The organism is Stutzerimonas stutzeri, from assembly GCF_024448715.1.
GTDB lineage: Bacteria > Pseudomonadota > Gammaproteobacteria > Pseudomonadales > Pseudomonadaceae > Stutzerimonas > Stutzerimonas stutzeri_AR.
Genome location: NZ_JAMOHZ010000009.1, coordinates 65,104 through 83,303 on the forward strand (window position 1 = coordinate 65,104; position 18,200 = coordinate 83,303).

Here is an 18,200-nt window from a genome sequence, read left to right on the forward strand (position 1 = left end):
CCAGCGCTATCGGCTGGCGTCCTGCAACAGGGTGCTTTCGACCAGCACCGAGCGCTTACCGGCGCTCAGCGCTCGCAGGGCCTCGTCGAGATCCGAATTCCAGAAGCGCAGACTGCGCGCGTCCTGACCGGCGGCAACGGCCGAAGGCAGGCCGAACAGCTCTTCGGCGCCAGCGCTCCAGAACATCACTTGTTGGTCGGCATCGAGACCGACGATCGCTTCTTGGGCGAAGTCGATGAAGTTCGCCAGATAATGATCGGCCATCGCCTGACGCTTTTGTGCCTGGCTGTCAGGCCGTGAGGGCAGGCTGAGATTGGCGGTGTCTAGCGTAGTACGCAGCCTCGCGCGGCGCCGGGCGGTCTGGCTGGCGAGCGCCAGGACATCTTCCAGGGTGTCGTCATCAGGCACCACCGCCCAATGAATGCCGAGCATCGGCGCCATGCCCAGCTGCCGTCTGAAGTCCGCCAAGGTCGATGGCTCGCGCACGAACAGCAGCTCGCAACGTGACCAACGTTGCCGGGCGGTTCGAGCCAGACCCGCGGGACGCTCGAGCGAAGGGGCGAAGATCAGTACGGCGGGTTCGCTGTCGGCGTCAGCCCGGCCGAGCCATTCGGCCAGCGCCTGTTCGTTCAGCAGGTGCGTTTCGCTGGCATGCCGGCGGGCCAGCGCATGGATGTCGTCGATCCGGTCGTGATCGGGCTCACCCGTCGCAACGATAATGATCGATTGAAGCGGTGCCGTGGCACTCATAGCAGCGGCAGGCCGAGTAGGTTGCGTCCGGTCCACAGCTTGAGCAGATCGGTCGTCGGCGACATCACATGGCTGGCCCGAGCGTCGCGCAACATCTGGGCGACGCGGCTGTTTTCCCGATAGGCGCTTCCGCCACAGAGAGTCATGGCCTCGTTCGCCAGCATGACCGCCGTTTCGCCAGCGTCAGCCTTGCACGCGAGAATATAGGGCAGTGCATCGGCATGGCCGCTATCACCCAACCGCGCGGCCTCGCGCACCAGCGCTCGGGATTTTTCCAGCGCGACCCACATCTCGCCGAAGCGGATCTGCAAGGCTTCCGTTTCACGCAGCGCGGCGCCCGAATGGGCATAGCGGCGATTGCGCAGGTGGTCGCCGGTTGCGTCCAGCGCCGACTGGGCGATGCCCAGGTAAGTACCCGCCATCGCCATGAGGAAGAACGGCGCTACCACTTCGAATACGTACCAGACCTGATCGCCGGCCTCGCCCAGCAAGTTGGCGCGGGGGACCCGAACATTGTCGAGCCGAAGTCCCCGCGAGGAATTGCCACGCATGCCGAAGCCCGCCCAAGGTTCGAGCCAGGTCATGCCGCTCGTGTCGCGATCGAGAATCACGCAACTGAAGTCGCCGGTTTCGTTATCTGCGCCGCCGGCTACCGTCGAGACCACATAGGAGTCGGCATGCCCGCCGTTGGTCACGAACTGCTTGGTGCCGTCGAGATGGAAATGCTCGCCGTCGGTGCGCAGCGTCGTGCCAGGCAGGTAAAAGTGCGCACCCGAGCCGGCTTCCGAAAGCGCCAGCGTAGTGAGATGCTCACCCGATGCGATGGCTTCGAGGTAATGCTGGCGGTGGTGAGATGTCGCCTTGGCTGCGATCACCGCCGTGCCAACGCAATGCATGCCAAAACACAGCGCCGAAGACGGACAGGCCTTGCTCAACGTTTCGGTGAGCACACTCAGCGCCAACAGGCCCTGGCCGTGGCCGCCTTGCGCGACGGGCACCTGCAGACCGAACAGCCCGGCTTGCGCCAGCGCTTCAAGGGTATGTGCCGGCCACAGACATTCCCGGTCCACGCGCTCGGCGTTGGGAGCGACGACCTGGTCGACCAGCTGTTCGGTGGTCGCCTTGAGCGCCGAGAGCTTGGGCGTGAGGGTGGTTGGCATACAGAGAGAATCCTGGTCGAAGTATTGAGGCAATACAGTGCATGGACACCGCATCTATGCCACCGACTCCTTGACCGGCGGAAAAGTCCCTGCAGGGCCCAAGCGTGAAGTGCTCGATCGATGCCCTTCACTTCTCGTTTTGCCGCGCCACATCGGGGCCCGGTTTTTCGCTCGGGGTTTTGCCAAAGCGTTACCCTGACAGCTCGCGGCAAAGCATCTTGTTCATGTATGAGCTCCGCATCGATCTGATCCCATGCGGCCACTCGATAGGCCGGGCAGCGAACGCCCCGTGCCAACAAACACAAAAAAGCCCCGCATCGAGCGATGCGGGGCTTTTCTGTGCAAGGCTGAGTCCTATCCCTTTGGCCGCTCCAAGCGGCATTTCCTCACGCCAGTCCAGGCGCTTTGCGACATCCTTCGCGGCAGCCACAACCGACAACCCGAAAGTTGTGGGCGCGCCGTGCTAGGCGATTCGTGACGCATCATGATGGGTCACTGACCGGCTAGCAGCGGCAGCAGGGTTATGAGCGGCCGTGATGGCAAAAGTTCCACTTTTGAAATGAAAACGCCATCAGATTAAGCGTGACCTAGCCAAACGCCAGTAAATGTAGCTGGGCGAGGCGTGTGCCATAGGTCGCCTTGCATAGTTTTCAGACCCCACGCCTTCGCGGCCGCAGCGAATTTGCCAAAGCCCCGCCAGACCGCGTCTCGGCGTAATTCGGCCGCTAATGGCCTTTCGCCGAGGCGAACCAAAGGTAACGACCTCGATATATTTCGCGCTACTTGTAGCCGGAACATGCCGAGCGAATCGCGGTCAGCTGTCCGTCGCCACACTCCAGCGCAACTGAAGGCAAGCTTGCCACCACGGAGCCAGCCTTGGGAGCCGGGCTACTCAATGACCGCAGTTACTACCCTCTTCAACAAACTCAAGCTCTATCTATTCAACGCCTCGTGGATGATGGCGGAACGGCTGCTGCATATCGGCGTGGGCTTTCTCACGGCAATCTTGCTGGCGCGGTATCTGGGCCCGGAGCAGTTCGGCATCCTCTCCTATGCGATCTCGATGACCGCCATCTTCGCCTCGGCCGGCCATATGGGGTTGGCCGGTCTGGTGGTGCGCGAGGTGGTGAGGAAGCCGGACAAGGTCCCGGAGACCCTCGGCACCACCTTTCTTTTGAAGCTGACCGGGATGACGCTCGGCTTCATCCTGATCTTGATCTATTCGTTGTTGTTCGAAGAGATCGGCGGCACCGAGTTCTGGATGCTGCTGATCGTCGCTTCGGCGATCTTCTTTCAGACCTTCGACGTGGTGGAGTACTGGTTCCAGTCGCAGGTACAGGCCAAATACCCAGCCATCGCAAAGTCCAGCGCGATCCTGCTTTCGGCCGGGCTCAAGCTATTGCTGGTGCTCAGCGGCGCGGGGGTGGTGGCCTTCGCCTTCGCCCACACCGCGCAGTTCATGCTGGCCGCAGTGATATTGGCAATCCTCTACAAAGGCACCACGACCGTCTCGGTGATGAGCTGGAAAGCCAGCTTCGCCAAAGCCAAGGAGCTGCTCAGCCAAGGCTGGATCATCTATGTCGGTTCGATCTTCGCGGTGATCTACATGAAGATCGATCAGGTGATGCTCAAGTGGATGGTTGGCGCCGAAGAGGTCGGAGTCTATGCAGTCGCGGCGCAACTATCGGAAGCCTGGTACTTCCTGCCGACCGCCATCGTCGCGTCTTTCTTTCCCAAGCTGATCAAACTGCACGCCGCCGACACGACGAGATTCAATCAGCGTTTACAGCAGCTGTTCGATGTTTTGTTCCTCCTCGCCGTCGCCGTTGCGGTGCTGGTGACGCTCGTCGCCGGGCCGCTGATTTCGCTGCTGTTCGGTGCCGAATACCAGAACTCCGCCTCAATCCTCGTTATCCATATTTGGGGTGGCGTGTTCATCTTCATGCGCGCGCTGTTCAGCCGCTGGATCCTCATAGAGGGCGCGCTGATGTTTTCCTTGGTCACACAGGGCCTCGGCGCCCTGGCCAATATTGGCCTGAACCTGCTGCTGATTCCGCATTACGGCGGTGAGGGCGCAGCCATGGCGACGCTGATTTCATACGCAATCGCTTCCTACGCCGCGCTGCTGGTGCACAAGAAAACCCGGCCGGTGTTTTACATGATGACCCGATCCATCTTCAGTCCATTTCGCTATGCATTCAGCGCCGTAGGAGCCACCCGATGAGCCTCATGTCCCTTGCCCGCGCCCTGCCCGACCCAGTGAAGACGGCGATCAAAGCCACTCGGGACAATACTGGACTGGCTATGGTCCGGCTGTTTTCCGGCAACGGTTTCCTGTCTTCGCTGTACTACTGCTTTATCAGCCGCGAATTCGACCGCGAGCACCGTGCCGTACTGCTCGGCCGCCTGCAATTCGCCAGGCTGATGCGTAGCAAGGGCGAGAACGACGCCTTTCTGCGGCGCAACGTGCACCGGCTGGAGAAGGGCCTGATCATGCGCCCCCGCCGCAGCACCTTTGCCGAGGATTACATCGGCCCGACGGTCCGCTGTTATGCCGATGCGGCGCAGACCGGAGAGGTCAATGGCCAGCAGCGCTGGGCTAACGACGTGCTCACCGACTATTTTTCCGCGGTCGGTAGTACGCCGCGCATCGATTCGGCCAAGCGCGCGTTTTCCAGTGCGCAGAACCCCGATGAATCGAACCGCCGCGTGCCGTACCCGCATAGCCAGTTGCCGGAATGTCCGGTCAGCTACGAAGAGCTGATGACGCTGTTCCGCCGTCGGCGCTCGGTGCGCTGGTATCAGAACAAGCCGGTCAGCAACGAGCTGATTGAGCAGGCAGTCAGAGCTGCCGCGCTGGCGCCCTCTGCCTGTAATCGGCAGCCATTTCGCTTCTATGTCAGCAATGACCCCGCCAAGGCTGCCGATGTCGCCAAGTGCGCTGGCGGCACGGCGGGTTTCCACGACAACCTGCCCTGTGTGATAGCCGTGGTGGGCGATCTTAGCTGCTACCCAGAAGCGCGCGACCGCCACGTCGTCTATATCGACGGCTCGCTAGCAGCTATGCAGCTGATGCTGGCGTGCGAAAGCCTCGGCCTTTCCACCTGCTCGATCAACTGGCCGGACGTGGAAGAAAAGGAACGATTGCTGGCGAAAAAACTAGGCCTGGCCTACCACGAACGCACCGTGATGCTACTGGCGGTGGGCTATGCCGATCCAACTGGAGGGATTCCCTATTCGGACAAGAAGACCGAGCAAGACTTGATCGTATTCAACTGAGGTAAGCGATGATTATCGAGATCAGAAAGGCAGGCTTCGTCAATAAAGGCGCCGAGCTCATGTTGCACGCGGCGTTGCAGAAGCTGAAGACCCGGTATCCCGACGCTACCTACGTCATGGCACCGACACCTAAAAAGGCTGAACAACCGTTCCACAAACTCGTTCAGCTGGGTTTCTATCCGAAGGCATGGCTGTGGCGCTACGGCATCCAGTGGGGCGGCCTGGCGAATTTCGTGCCGCGTCCGCTACGCGAAATGTACGGCGTGGTGCTGGACAAGGAAGTCGACGTAGTCATCGACGCGGCCGGCTTCGCCTACAGCGATCAGTGGGGTGAAAGCCCTTGCGCAGAGCTGGCGCAATCGGCTAAACGCTGGAGCAAGCACGGCACTCGAGTGATTTTGTTGCCGCAGGCGCTGGGCCCGTTCAAGTCGGAGAAGAACCAGGCGGCGATGAAGACCGTTGTCGATAACGTCGATCTGATCTTTCCACGCGAGCGCATCTCTTACGAACACCTGACCGGGTTGGTCGGTGAGCAGAGCAAGATTCGCCAGTCGCCCGATTTCACCAATCTGATCTCCGGCGTGATTCCGCCCAATTTCGACGCCGTGCAGAATCGCTTCTGCATCGTTCCCAACTGCCGAATGCTGGACAAGACCGACCAGAAGACGCGCGACGCCTATCTGCCCTTCCTCATCACGTGCACCCGCTATTTGCTGGAGAAGGATGCCAAGCCGTTCGTGCTGGTTCACGAGGGCAAGGACGACCTGATGCTGGCCGAGAAACTCTCGGCGGCCGTTGGCGGTATCCCGATCGTCAGGGAAAGCGGTGCGCTGGAAATCAAGGGCATCCTCGGTGCCTGCAGCGGCACGCTGGGCAGTCGCTTCCATGGCCTGGTCAGTGCGTTATCGCAGGGCGTGCCGGCGCTGGCGACCGGCTGGAGCCACAAATACCAGATGCTCTTCGAGGATTACGGATTTCTGGATGGATTGGTCGAGGTGACCACCGACGAAGCGGAGATCAAGCGCAAGATCGATCTGGTCACCGACGAAAGCGCGCGGATCGAGGCACTGATTCAAGCTCGCACTGCGCAGCTCAAACAGCAATCCGAGCAAATGTGGCAGCGGGTGTATGCCGTGATCGACCAGTGCGAGCGCGCGCGCCAGACGCAGCACCACACCGCCGGCGCCGCCTGAGTCTCGCGGACAGGCCTGGCGAGATATTGAAGAGCTGCTTGAGCGAGCAAGCGTTCCGCTTCACTCTTTGTAGGGTGGGCTTCAGCCCACCAAAAATCGGAGCCAGCAAGCAAACGGTGGGCTGAAGCGGAGCGCCGCCCGGCCCACCCTACCAGGGCCTGCGCGGCTTGTAGCGGCTTGTAGGTGGGGCCTGGCGGCGTTCCGCTTCAGCCCATCTGCTCAGTCGCGCCGCGCGAAGCGCTGGCGGAGCAGCCTGTACAGGTAAAAGAGCACGAATAGCACCACCACGCCGGTGGAAATCGGATCGAGGTACTCGGAAACCTTTTCATACTGCGATTCGAGCATAAAGCCCGCCAACGCCAGCAGCGCCGTCCAGAGCAACGACCCCAGCGTCGAGTAAATCAGGAACAGCGTCATCGGCATGCCGACGATACCGGCCGGCACGGAAATCAGCGTGCGCACCGCTGGCATCAGACGGCCAAAAAACACCGCGCCCTTGCCGTGCCGGTCGAACCAGTTGCTCGCTTTGTCGACGTCTTCCGGCGACAGGGTCAGCCAATGCCCCCAACGCTTGGCGAGGCGCTTCATGCGTTCCTTGCCGAGCTTGGCGCCGGCGTAATACCAAGGCAGCGCACCCACCACCGAGCCAGCGGTGCCAGCAGCAATCACCCCGGCAAAATTCAGCTCACCGCGCGCCGCCACGAAGCCCGCCAGCGGCATGATCAGCTCGGACGGAATCGGCGGAAAAATATTCTCCAACAGCATCAGCGCGAACACGCCCACATAGCCAAACGCCGAAACCACTTCCACGATTTTGTCGAACATCGGTTACCTCTGTTGTGGTGATACGGCGGCCGGTTTGGTAGCCAATGTCGATGCCACCTGCTGCGGCAACGATGCATAGTAATCCGCCAGCGCCTGCATTTGCTCTGGCGTCAACCGCTGCGCGGCGCTATGCATGATCTGCGCGTATTCGCCGCCGCCACGTGTGCCGGAGGTGAACAGCTCCAGCTGCTGCTTTAGATAACTGGCGTACTGTCCGGCAATGTTGGGGTACATCGGGTTGCGCGGACCGGTCTTCGGACCGTGGCAATGCACGCAGGAGGGGATGCCGCGCTCAGGCACGCCTCGCTCGGCCAATGTCTTGCCTTCGGCGAGCGCAGCAGGCGTCGGTGCTGGAGCGTCCGTTCGGCTGACCGTCGGCAGTTCGGCGAAGTGCCTGGCCAGCGCCTGCAGAACTGACGGCTCAAGCCCAGCGGCGATGGGCTGCATGATGCCGCTGTAACGTTTTCCATTGGCGTAAGCCTGCAGCGTGCCAAGCAGATATGCCTCGCTCTGCCCTGCCAACCGCGGAAAGGCGCCTTGCCCGCGTCCGCCACCATCGGCGGCGTGGCAGCGATTGCAGTTGGCCAAGACCGGGCCCAGCGGATCACCGAGCGAGCGCAAATGATCGGGCGTCACCGGCTCGGCGACATCAGCGGCACGTTCGCCCAGCGCAAGCTCCCGGTAGCGCGCGGTGGACATCTCCGGCATCGCCTGGAGAAACGCCACCATGGCCCAGACTTCATCCTCACGCTTGGATGCCGGCCAGGCCGGCATGGCGGTGTACTTGACGCCGTTCTTGACGATCCAGAACAACTCCTGTGGTTCCCAGTGCTCGATACGCGGCGGCAGAAGCGGTGGTTCGGGCGTCATCTGCTGCGCAATCAGAGAGCGCTCTCGCCCCGGCGCGCCATGACAAGTGACGCAGCCGGTTTCGTAATGGCCGGCGCCCTTGAGCACCAGTGCCGGATCGTCGAGCGGCGGCACCTCGATGCCCATCGACTGGGTGCTCACCGCGCGGCGCATGGCGTAATGCAGCACCCAGCCGGTCGCCGCCCAGTGGCCGGAGCTGGCGCTGATCGACACCAACCCCAGCGAGATCAGCAAGAAGCCGCCGGAGCCTGCGAGCGCAATCATCAGCGCCACTGCCGCCAGAACGCGTTTCCACGAGCCGCCCGTCAACCAGCGCAGCCACCGGCGCAGGGGCGTCGAGAGTCGCTGCAACATTCGCCTAGCTGACCGAAGCGGCATGGCGCTTGTCCTGTAGAAGGCCACTTAGCAAATACAGCCCGCCGATCAGGTAGGACGTGCCGCCGAATATCAGCATGATCACGCCGCCCAGTTGCTGATCCTCAAGCGGGCCGAGGCCCGACAACGCTGAGCCGGTGTGCTCGAACAGCGGTCGGTTCGCCATCGTCAGCAGCACGCCAAGCAGCGTCATGTGCATCGAGGTCAGCAGCAACCCGGCGATACCGGCCAGCGCACGGTGATGCCGGACGCCGCCGAACGCCGCGAGCCACACCAGCAGGCCGACGACCAAGTAGCTGCCTTGCTCCAGCAACTCGGCGGACTGCGATGTGCGTGCGGCATGGTGCAGAGCCGGCATATGCCAGGCCCAGACCACGAATAGCTCGATCACCGACGCCAGAACCGGCGAGAACAGAAATGGGATTCGGCTGGAGAAATCCAACCGGCTGCCAGCGAGGCCGATCGCCAGCAACGGCGCCGCGACTGCCACCACCATCACGTGCATGAGCATGTGCCCGACGAACAACCGATCGGCCATCGCCGGCAGCGGGCCGAGCCACACCGCCGCCAGTGTGGTCAGGCCCAGCATCAATGACAACGGACGCCAGATCATGCGCAACTCCGGATGAAGACCACACAGAGGGCGACGAAAACCGTCGCGACAAAACTCAAACCGCTAAGCAGCAATGTCGAAAAGCCGAGAAACCGATGGCGGTCGGCGGGCGTATCGAAATCATGCGGTGCGGTGGCGTTACCGAAGCTGTGCATGCGCCACCCGCGCCAGCCGGTCGCGGCTATACCGATGAGCGCTAGCAGCGTTAGCACACCGATGACGATGCGCACGTCAGCCAACGCTCCCGTACGCCCCGCGACCTTGGCGCACCAGACCGCGGCCGCAGCATAGGACAGCACGAAGTGCACCGCCCAGATGGCCGGCCCGAAGGTTAGTAGCCAGAGCGTAACCCGCTCGTCAGGCGGTGCTTCGGCGTTATCTTCCGGCCGGATTTCGGTTCGCTCGCTCATGCGACCTCCGGGAAGCCGGCAATGACCGCGACGGTCACGACCAAGGTAATCGCCATGAAATGCCAGTAGAGCGCGACATTACGGATATCGATATCGTGCTCGGCGGTCATCCGCCCGGCAGCCCGGCGCGCCAGGCAGTACAGCTGCATGATCAGACCGATGCCCAGGTGCAGCAGGCACCAGAGCACCAGCACCCAGACGGTCGCCGGGTAAACATTGCTGGTCGGATCGAGTCCGCTGAAATGCGGCCCGGCCCATAGCGAGTAGGCGCCCGCCAGGGTCAGCAAGACGGCCAGCCCCAGCGCGAGGTAGAAGCCCGGCGCCTGATCACGATCATTGCAGCGGCGTGCCAGTAGCGTCAGGCCCCAGGAGGCGAGGATTAGACCAAGCGCGATCAACGGCCAGACCACACCGGGACCGGCGGCGTCCGCGGGTGGGAAATCCTCATGCACCGTCCAGAAGAAGAAGTAGCCGAACACCAGGCTGGCGAAGGCGCTCATGTCACCGATCATGGTGATGAACATGGCCCACCAGCCCACCGACTTGGCGCCTGAGGCATAGAGCGGCGCCGACACGTTCAGGCCGATGTCTTTTCGCGGCTTCTCCGGAATCACCGCAGTACCCGTCCACAGCCAGATAAGAATGGTTACCAGGGCTAGAAAGCCGCTGGTCAGCGCTGCGACGTACCAGCTGTAGGTGGCGAAGATAAACAGGCCGCCAGTGAAGACCGCCGCCCAGAAGCTGAGAAAGGTCGGCCCGGGCACCCGCAGGCATTGGATCGGCTCGGCATCGATGATGCTGCTGATCAGCGTCTCGCGCTTGCCCTCTTCGGCATCGGGCAGATAAAAGCGCCCGGCATCGACGTCGCGCATCAGATTCGGCTGGTCCCACAGTGGGTAGCGGCTCTTGATGATCGGAATCGAGCGCACACCCCAGGACTTGCCGGGCATTTCGGCCAGCCATTCCAGAGTGCCGGCGTTCCACGGGTTGCGCTTGCTGTAAGGCTGCTTGCCCTTGGGCCGCAGCACGTCCCAGACCAGCACCGCGACTCCGGCGGCGAGAATGAAGGCGCCGACCGTGGAGACCATGTTAAGCACGTCGAAGCCCATGTCCGGCGCATAGGTATAGACCCGCCGCGGCATGCCCAGAAGCCCCGTGAAATGCATCGGCAGAAAGGCGATGTTGAAGCCGATGAACATCAGCCAGAAGGCGATGCGTCCGAGGCGGTCCGACAGCGTCTTGCTCATCGTCAGCGGGAAGAAGTAATAGAGACCCGCGATTACCGGGAACAGCATCCCGCCGATCAGCACGTAGTGCAGGTGGGCGACGATGAAGTAGGTGTCGTGCGCCTGAAAGTCGAACGGCGCCAGCGCCACCATCACGCCGGTCAAGCCGCCGAGGACGAAGATCGCCAGCGCGCCGGCGACGAACAGCATCGGCACCGATTTGACGAACCGCCCCGCCAGCGCCGTGGCGAGAAAACAGAAGATCTGCACCCCGGTGGGGATCGCCACCGCCTCGGACGCCGCCGAGAAGAACGCCAGCGAGATGCCTGGCATGCCGGTGGTGAACATGTGGTGCACCCACAGCCCGAAGCTGATGAACCCGGTGCCCACCGCGGCCAGCACTATGAATGTGTAACCGACAATGGGCCGCTGGGCGGCGGTCGGCACGATGGTCGCCACCAGCGCCACGGCGGGCAGGAAGATGATGTAAACCTCGGGATGGCCGAAGATCCAGAACAGGTGCTGCCACAGCAGCGGATCGCCGCCGCGGGTGTGGTCGAAGAACGGCCAGTCGAACGCGCGCTCCAGCTCGAACAACAGGTCCCCGGCGATCAGCGGCGGGAAGGCGAACAGGATCATTCCCGCCACCACCAGGATGTACCAGGTGTATAGCGGGATCAGGTTGATGCGCATGCCCGGCGGGCGCGTTTTCAGCACACCGACGATCAGCTCCACCGCCGCCGCAATCGACGACACCTCGATGAACGACAGGCCCAGCAGCCAGATATCCGCGCCGAGCCCGTCCTGGTAGGTGGTGGTCAGCGGCGGGTACATGAACCAGCCGCCCTGAGGCGCGACACCAAAGAAGATCGAGCCGCAGACGAACACGCCACCGATGATGAAGCACCAGAAGCCGTAGGCCGACAGCCGCGGGAATGGCAGGTCCCGCGCGCCGAGCATCTGCGGCAGGATGAGGATCGAGAACGCCTCGAAGATCGGCACGCCGAACAGGAACATCATCACCGAGCCGTGCAGGGTGAAGACCTGGTTGTAGGTGTCGGCAGACAGCAGGTCGTTGTTCGGCACCGCCAGCTGGGCGCGGATCAGCATGGCCAGCACGCCGGCAAAGAGGAAGAACAAAAAGGACACGCCGGTGTACCAGAGCCCGACCTCGGTGTTGTTCACCGCCGACCAGTAGCGCCAGCCGGTGGGCGTCTTCCAGGCGGCGGCAAGGCGTTCGGCTTGCGCCTTGGCGTGAGCTTCGTCGTGCGGGTCGCGATTGCTCTCCGGCTCGGTCACGTCCATCGGCTCGCTCATTTCAGTCCGCTCAGGTAATGGGCCATGGCGTTCAATTGCTCACCGGGCAACATGCCGAAAGCGGGCATTCTTACATCCGGTTTGATCTCGCCGGTGTGGCCGATCCAGCGCTGGAACGCCTCGACATCGGCCGGCAGGGTCCCGGCCGCGAGGCTCAGGCGGCTGCCAACGTGGGTCAGATCCGGTCCGACCGTGCCGTCGGCCTCGGTGCCGCGCACGCTGTGGCAGGCGCTGCAGCCGTTGCTGAGAAAAGCGCGCTGGCCTGCTTGCTGCAAAGCCGAATCTGGCGCCCGTGCCGGCTGCGCCTGTCCCGCAAGCCAGTCGGTAAAGGCTTCCGGCTCCATCACCACCACGGCGAAATTCATCAGTGCATGGGACGCGCCGCAGTATTCGGCGCAGGCGCCGCGGAAGGTGCCGGTGCGTGTCGGCTCCAGCACAAGCTTGTTGGTGCGGCCGGGAATCATGTCGACCTTGCCGCCAAGCGAAGGAATCCAGAACGAGTGGATTACGTCCGGGCTGGTCAGGCTGAAGGCCACCCGCTGGCCCACCGGCAGGCGAATCTCGTTGGCCAGCTCCACCTTGTCGCCCGCCTCAGTCTGATAACGCACGCGCCACCACCACTGCTCGCCGGCCACGTCGACTCTGAGGCCGATAGCCTCGGTGGAGCGCAGCTGTGGCATCAGCATCAGCCCGTAAATCAGCAGGCCGGTCAGTACCACCACCGGGAAAATGATCCCGCCACCGATGATCAGCCAGCGTGCACCGCGAATGCCGTGCGCTTCCGGGTGCGCCTGGGTCGCGTAGATGGCGATGCCCATCACCGCCGCCCAGATGACGAGCGCGCCACCGCTCATCCACCAAAACAGCTCGGCGATGCTCTGTGCACCCACGCCGGCGGGATTCAGCGCGGACTGTTGTCCGTCACAGCCAGTCAGCAGCGTGAGCAGCGCCAGCCCGAGGCCATGCGGCGATAGCCTCGCTCGGATGCTGCCGGTCAGAGTGGGCACATAGTCCGCCTCGCTAAGGGTCCAGCTTTTGTGACCCCTCTCAGGCGAAAAAAGTTGGATAGCGGCCGGCTGCAATATCGGCCCCGGCCGCTGGACGGACCCTCTTGCCGCTGCGCTGGTCCCACAAGGGAGACAGTTATCGATCAGGAGAGAACATGGAGACAGACCGAAGCCACCGACGCTTCCTACTGACGCTGGCTGGGCTCTTTCTGATGGTTTGGGGGGCGCTGGCCATCGCACCGTTCAACCGCCACGATTGGCTGCTGGAAAACCTGCTAGTGCTGGCCCTGGTTGCCGCCCTGCTGTTTGGTCACAAGCACTACCTGCCATCGCGTAGCGCAGCAACGCTGATTTTTCTCTACCTTTGTGTCCATCAGTTAGGCGCGCACTACACCTATGCCAACGTTCCTTACGACGCCTGGTGGCAGGCACTGACCGGAGAGAGCCTGAACGACCAGATGGGCTGGGAACGCAACCAGTTCGACCGGCTGGCGCACTTCAGCTATGGGCTGCTGCTGGCCTATCCCATCCGCGAAGTGCTGATCCGCCTGGGCCTGCGCCCAGGGTTCTGGAGCCTGGTGCTGCCAGTAGACATCGTGCTCTCGACCTCAGCGGTCTACGAGCTGATCGAATGGTTTGGCGCCGAGATGCTCGGCGGTGGGCTGGGACGCACCTTCCTGGCGACACAGAACGATAGATGGGACCCGCAAAAGGATATGGCTCTGGCGACAGCCGGAGCGATTGTCGCCATGATCGTCACTGCGCTTGTCGTCAAAACACAGCGCTCACACAACGATTCGGCCAGCTGATGCGCTACGCCGACCAAGCTTCAGGGTCGCGTGGCTTCCGCGGCGCGCTCAACCTGCTCCGATGCTTCCGGATCGGTAGTCACGCCGATACGCCGCAGGTACCAGCGATACGCCAGGGACGAACTGGCCCAGCCAAGCAGCACGCCCAAGGTGTTGGCCAGCATGTCTGCCAGCGACGCCTGCCGATTCGGCAGCAATCCCTGTGCAATCTCGATCATCAACGCTGCGGTGAGGCTCAGCACGATCAGCCAGAGCAGGCGCCACTGCGGGAATGCCAGCCGCATGGTGAACATCAATGCAGCAAAACCGAGCAGGTGGTGCAGTTTGTCCTGTTGATCGAACGCCTGTGGAATGGGGTCCGGACGCAGCCCGGTAAACAGGATCACCGCCAGCACAGCGAGAAATGGCAGATAGCGCAGATTATTCATCGACAAATTAAAAGCTCTCGCGGGTCGGTAGATGGGAGATACGAACGACAGGGCCCGAAACAGGGCCGTTACGGAAGACTGGCCGCTTGAGCTACCAGCGCATGACGCGATGCGTACGCCGTCGAATGCGGCTTGCACGCTATGAGGCCGAACAGGTGCGATAGTTCGCGGCGCGCTGTAACAAAATGCACCTCGCCGACGGGCTCGTTGCCACAACCAGGACGGTTGGCAAAACGGAACCACCAGAATCTGGTCGAACTGATAGCATTCGCCAAAGCCGCGGCGACAGGCACGAGCCTCGCACGCCACACGTAAACGGGACCCAACCCTTGACGCAATCCACTTCGCCGCCGGGCAGTCTGCAGCGGCAACCGACTAGCGACGCGCAGGCCGCCACCCTGGCCATCGGCGGCGACTGGACGCTGCAGCACTACGCGACACTCCGGCGAGAGATCGAGCGGACGCACCGCCAGGTAACCGAGACCGACAGAATTGAGCTCGATGCCATTGGCGAGCTGGATACCGCTGGCGCCGGTCTGCTGGTCGAACTGCTCGGTCCCGCTCGAATCGCCCGGCTGAACGAGTGGGCGCCGCAACTTGCCCCCGAGCGCCAGGCTTTGCTGAAGACAGTCGCCGTGGCGTTGGACCAGCCGGAAGCCGAGCAGACCCCGGATACCAATGGCCTGACCGATGTTCTGGCGCATGTCGGGCGCACCGTGGCCGCCGTCTGGAATCAGCAGCGCACCCTGCTCGGCTTCATCGGCCTGACTCTGCAGACGCTGTTCACGGTCATCCTCAACCCACGGCGCTGGCGCGTGACCGCACTAGTGGCGCATATCGAGCAGACCGGCCTGGACGCCATCCCTATCGTCGCGCTGCTGACTTTTCTGGTCGGTGCGGTGGTGGCCTTTCTCGGCGCCACAGTGTTGGCCGATTTCGGCGCGACCATCTACACGGTCAACCTGGTAGCGTTCTCTTTCTTGCGGGAATTCGGTGTGTTGTTGGCTGCGATCCTGCTCGCTGGGCGCACCGCCAGCGCCTTCGCCGCGCAGATCGGCGCGATGAAATCCAACGAGGAAATAGACGCGATCCGTACCCTTGGCCTCAGCCCGATCGAACTGCTGGTGCTGCCGCGGGTGCTGGCGATGCTGATTACGCTGCCAATCCTGACCTTTATCGGGATACTCAGTGGCATCGTTGGCGGGCTGGTGGTGTGTTCGCTGGCGCTGGATATCTCGCCGGCGATGTTCTTCACCATCCTGCAGCGCGACATTCCGCTCAATCACTTTCTAGTCGGCATCGGCAAGGCGCCGGTGTTCGCTTTCCTGATCGCTGTGATCGGCTGTCTGGAAGGTTTCAAGGCTAGCGGCAGCGCGCAGTCGGTGGGCGAGCACACCACCTCCAGCGTGGTGCAATCGATCTTCATGGTGATCCTGCTCGATGCCATCGCCGCGCTGTTCTTCATGGAGATGGGCTGGTGAAATCAGACGAACCCGTGATTCAGGTCCGCGGTCTGGTCAACCGTTTCGGCAGCCAGGCGGTGCACGTCAACCTCGACCTGGATATCCGCCGCGGTGAGATTCTCGGCGTGGTAGGCGGCTCCGGCACCGGCAAGTCGGTACTGCTGCGCAGCATCGTCGGCCTGCGTCGGCCCAACGCCGGCAGCGTCAAGGTATTCGGCGAGAACCTGCTGAAGCTTTCTACGCAGCGCCGTTCAGAGGTCGAGCGCCGCTTTGGCGTCCTGTTCCAGCGCGGCGCCCTGTTCACCTCGCTGAATCTGCAGGAAAACGTCGCGCTGCCGCTGATCGAACACGCCGGGCTCAAGCGTGCCGATGCCGAACACCTGGCGCGGCAGAAGCTGGCGCTAGCTGGCCTGCCACCGGAAGCTGCCTGCAAGTATCCCGACGAGTTGTCCGGCGGCATGGTCAAGCGTGCCGCGCTGGCCCGCGCATTGGCGTTGGACCCGGAAGTGCTGTTTCTCGACGAGCCAACCGCGGGGCTGGATCCCATCGGCGCCGCAGCGTTCGATCAGCTGATCCTGACCCTGCGCGATGCCCTGGGCTTCAGCGTGTTTCTGGTCACTCATGATCTGGATACGCTCTATACCATCTGCGACCGCGTCGCGGTGCTGGCGCAAAAGCGCGTATTGGTGGTCGATACACTGGAAGCGGTCGCCGCTACCGACGATGACTGGATTCGTGAATATTTTCACGGCCCGCGTGGCCGCGCGGCGCACGAAGCGGCGCTAAAGCTGGAGAATTTCTAAGATGGAAACCCGTGCCCATCATGTATTGATCGGACTGTTCACCGTTATCGCAGTCGGCTGCGCGCTGGTTTTCGCGCTGTGGCTGGGCAAGTCCAGCATGGACCGCGAATACAGCTACTACGACATCGGTTTCAGCCAGGCGGTAAGCGGGCTTTCCAGCGGTAGTTCGGTGGAATACAGCGGCATCAAGGTCGGCGACGTGACCCAGCTGTGGCTGGAGCCGGATGATCCACGTAAGGTCCGCGCACGCATTCGCGTCTATGGCGGCACGCCAATCAAGACGGATACACAGGCGCGCCTGGCATTGGCCAACATCACCGGCAGCATGGTCATCCAGCTGCACGGCGGCACCCCAGAAAGCCCGCGCCTGGAAGGCGATTCCGACAACCCGCCGCTGATTGTCGCCGACCCGTCCTCGCTCAGCGCGCTGCTAGAAAACGGCGAGGACCTGATGAGCAATATCAACAACCTGCTGCTCAGCGCCAACAAGGTCTTCTCCGAGGAAAACACAACGCGCCTGAGCAGCACCTTGGAACATTTGGAGCAAGCGACGAGCGTGCTGTCCGACCAGCGCGGCGACCTGGCCCAGACGCTGCAGCAATTCAATCAACTCAGCCAGCAGGCCAATACCGTCATGGGTGAGCTATCGACTTTGGCACGCAATGCCAACGGATTGCTCGATGAACAAGGCCGCAGCGTGCTCGACAGTGCTGCGCAGTCGATGAGTGCGCTGGATCGCACCACCTCCCGCCTGGATACGCTGCTCGAAGAAAACCAGGGCGCGCTGAATAACGGCATGCAGGGCTTCAACGAACTGGGGCCGGCGATCAACGAGCTGCGCTCGACCCTCGGCGCGCTGCGCCGGGTCACTCAGCGCCTGGAAGACAACCCGAGCGCGTTCCTGCTCGGCCGTGACAAACTGCAGGAGTTCAACCCATGAGACTTCGCCGTCGTCCTCTGCCCCGCCTCGCTCTATTCGGGCTGTTCGCAGTGCTATCGGCATGTTCGATATTGCCGGATTCCGAGCCGTTGCGAATTTTCCTTCTGCCTACCGCGACGACACCGCAGCGGGCCAGCGAGCCGACGCTGCAGCACGCGTTGCGCATCAATACTCCACAGGCCAGCCGCATTCTGTCCGGCCAGCGCATTGCCGTGGTCCCGCAGGGCAATCAGATCAGCGCCTACCAGGGTGCACGCTGGAGCGATGCGGCGCCAGTGCTGCTGCGCGACCGTCTGATCGAAGCGTTCCAGCGTGACGGGCGCATGCCTTCGGTGAGCAACGAGGATGTCAATCTTTATGCCGATATCAGCTTGCACAGCGATTTGCGCGCGTTCCAGAGTGAATACGTCGACGGCGAGCCACAGGTGCTGATTCGACTCGATGCGCGCCTGGTGAACCGCCAGAACCAGCACACCCTGGCCAGCCGGCGTTTCGAGGTTCGCCAGTCCAGCGCCGATCCGAGCGTCGAAAGTGTGGTCGAGGCGTTCGGTCAGGCCAGCGACACGTTGAGCCAAGAGGTTCTCGCATGGACCCTTTCCCACGCAAAGCAAATGCCGCAAGGCTGAAGCGTTCACCGCCTCGCTTCCCAGCAGTTGTTCGCCGGGAGTCTAGAGACCCGAGCAGTTCGTCATAGCCGGGGTTCACGGATTGAGTTGGCTACGTCAACACGCC

The 18,200-nt window shown here is 62.6% G+C and carries 17 protein-coding genes; 8 read left to right on the forward strand and 9 right to left on the reverse strand.

Translation table 11 applies throughout. From position 1 onward, the window contains the following. Positions 1–6 precede the first annotated feature (6 nt). Positions 7–750: a hypothetical protein gene (locus NAV33_RS18340; protein ID WP_255982700.1), complete on the reverse strand. Its 744-nt coding sequence runs from the start codon at positions 748–750 to the stop codon at positions 7–9. After that, on the reverse strand, positions 747–1,910 hold the full coding sequence (locus NAV33_RS18345; RefSeq protein ID WP_255982702.1) for an acyl-CoA dehydrogenase family protein: 1,164 nt from the start codon (positions 1,908–1,910) through the stop codon (positions 747–749). The genes NAV33_RS18340 and NAV33_RS18345 overlap by 4 nt, the downstream gene beginning before the upstream one ends. An 895-nt stretch (positions 1,911–2,805) precedes the next feature. Between NAV33_RS18345 and NAV33_RS18350 the strand changes: the two genes are divergently transcribed. From NAV33_RS18350 to NAV33_RS18360, 3 genes are read left to right on the forward strand one after another with little or no spacing between them, the layout of a single operon-like run. After that, on the forward strand, positions 2,806–4,134 hold the full coding sequence (locus NAV33_RS18350) for a flippase (protein WP_255982705.1): 1,329 nt from the start codon (positions 2,806–2,808) through the stop codon (positions 4,132–4,134). Beyond that, positions 4,131–5,189, forward strand: a complete 1,059-nt coding sequence (locus NAV33_RS18355) for a nitroreductase family protein (protein WP_255982707.1) — start codon at positions 4,131–4,133, stop codon at positions 5,187–5,189. The genes NAV33_RS18350 and NAV33_RS18355 overlap by 4 nt, the downstream gene beginning before the upstream one ends. 8 nt (positions 5,190–5,197) lie before the next feature. Beyond that, a complete protein-coding gene (locus tag NAV33_RS18360) occupies positions 5,198–6,382 on the forward strand; it encodes a polysaccharide pyruvyl transferase family protein (protein WP_255982709.1) in 1,185 nt (394 codons plus the stop codon). Positions 6,383–6,601: 219 nt separating this feature from the next. Here NAV33_RS18360 and NAV33_RS18365 read toward each other — a convergent pair whose 3' ends face one another. From NAV33_RS18365 to coxB, 6 genes are read right to left on the reverse strand one after another with little or no spacing between them, the layout of a single operon-like run. Then, positions 6,602–7,207 carry a DedA family protein gene (locus NAV33_RS18365; RefSeq protein WP_255982711.1) on the reverse strand — a complete coding sequence of 202 codons (606 nt, stop codon included), beginning with the start codon at positions 7,205–7,207 and terminating at the stop codon, positions 6,602–6,604. A 3-nt stretch (positions 7,208–7,210) separates the two neighbouring features. Next, on the reverse strand, positions 7,211–8,431 hold the full coding sequence (locus NAV33_RS18370) for a c-type cytochrome (RefSeq protein WP_255982713.1): 1,221 nt from the start codon (positions 8,429–8,431) through the stop codon (positions 7,211–7,213). A gap of 4 nt (positions 8,432–8,435) precedes the next feature. Continuing rightward, positions 8,436–9,065 carry a cytochrome c oxidase assembly protein gene (locus NAV33_RS18375; protein ID WP_255982715.1) on the reverse strand — a complete coding sequence of 210 codons (630 nt, stop codon included), beginning with the start codon at positions 9,063–9,065 and terminating at the stop codon, positions 8,436–8,438. Next, the gene (locus tag NAV33_RS18380; RefSeq protein WP_255982717.1) at positions 9,062–9,475 is read right to left on the reverse strand and encodes a hypothetical protein; all 414 of its coding nucleotides are present in this window, start codon (positions 9,473–9,475) and stop codon (positions 9,062–9,064) included. The genes NAV33_RS18375 and NAV33_RS18380 overlap by 4 nt, the downstream gene beginning before the upstream one ends. Continuing rightward, positions 9,472–12,018: a cytochrome c oxidase subunit I gene (gene ctaD, locus NAV33_RS18385; RefSeq protein WP_255982719.1), complete on the reverse strand. Its 2,547-nt coding sequence runs from the start codon at positions 12,016–12,018 to the stop codon at positions 9,472–9,474. Before ctaD ends, NAV33_RS18380 begins: the two co-directional genes overlap by 4 nt. Beyond that, positions 12,015–13,025 (reverse strand): cytochrome c oxidase subunit II, encoded by a 1,011-nt coding sequence (gene coxB, locus NAV33_RS18390; RefSeq protein ID WP_255982720.1) that lies wholly within the window; start codon positions 13,023–13,025, stop codon positions 12,015–12,017. Before coxB ends, ctaD begins: the two co-directional genes overlap by 4 nt. A 155-nt stretch (positions 13,026–13,180) precedes the next feature. Here coxB and NAV33_RS18395 point away from each other — a divergent pair, with 155 nt between their 5' ends. Further along, the gene (locus tag NAV33_RS18395; protein ID WP_255982722.1) at positions 13,181–13,834 is read left to right on the forward strand and encodes a DUF2238 domain-containing protein; all 654 of its coding nucleotides are present in this window, start codon (positions 13,181–13,183) and stop codon (positions 13,832–13,834) included. Between the two features lie 20 nt (positions 13,835–13,854). Here NAV33_RS18395 and NAV33_RS18400 read toward each other — a convergent pair whose 3' ends face one another. Continuing rightward, positions 13,855–14,262, reverse strand: a complete 408-nt coding sequence (locus tag NAV33_RS18400) for a VanZ family protein (RefSeq protein ID WP_255982990.1) — start codon at positions 14,260–14,262, stop codon at positions 13,855–13,857. 359 nt (positions 14,263–14,621) lie between these two features. Here NAV33_RS18400 and NAV33_RS18405 point away from each other — a divergent pair, with 359 nt between their 5' ends. Genes NAV33_RS18405 through NAV33_RS18420 form a run of 4 tightly spaced genes read left to right on the forward strand, consistent with a single transcriptional unit; the run spans position 14,622 to position 18,094 of the window. Continuing rightward, a complete protein-coding gene (locus NAV33_RS18405) occupies positions 14,622–15,743 on the forward strand; it encodes an ABC transporter permease (protein ID WP_255982992.1) in 1,122 nt (373 codons plus the stop codon). Next, entirely contained in the window at positions 15,740–16,528 is a 789-nt protein-coding gene (locus NAV33_RS18410) for an ABC transporter ATP-binding protein (RefSeq protein ID WP_255982724.1), read from the forward strand. The genes NAV33_RS18405 and NAV33_RS18410 overlap by 4 nt, the downstream gene beginning before the upstream one ends. A 1-nt stretch (position 16,529) precedes the next feature. Next, positions 16,530–17,468 (forward strand): MlaD family protein, encoded by a 939-nt coding sequence (locus NAV33_RS18415; RefSeq protein ID WP_255982726.1) that lies wholly within the window; start codon positions 16,530–16,532, stop codon positions 17,466–17,468. Beyond that, a complete protein-coding gene (locus tag NAV33_RS18420; protein WP_255982728.1) occupies positions 17,465–18,094 on the forward strand; it encodes an ABC-type transport auxiliary lipoprotein family protein in 630 nt (209 codons plus the stop codon). The genes NAV33_RS18415 and NAV33_RS18420 overlap by 4 nt, the downstream gene beginning before the upstream one ends. Positions 18,095–18,200 lie beyond the last annotated feature (106 nt).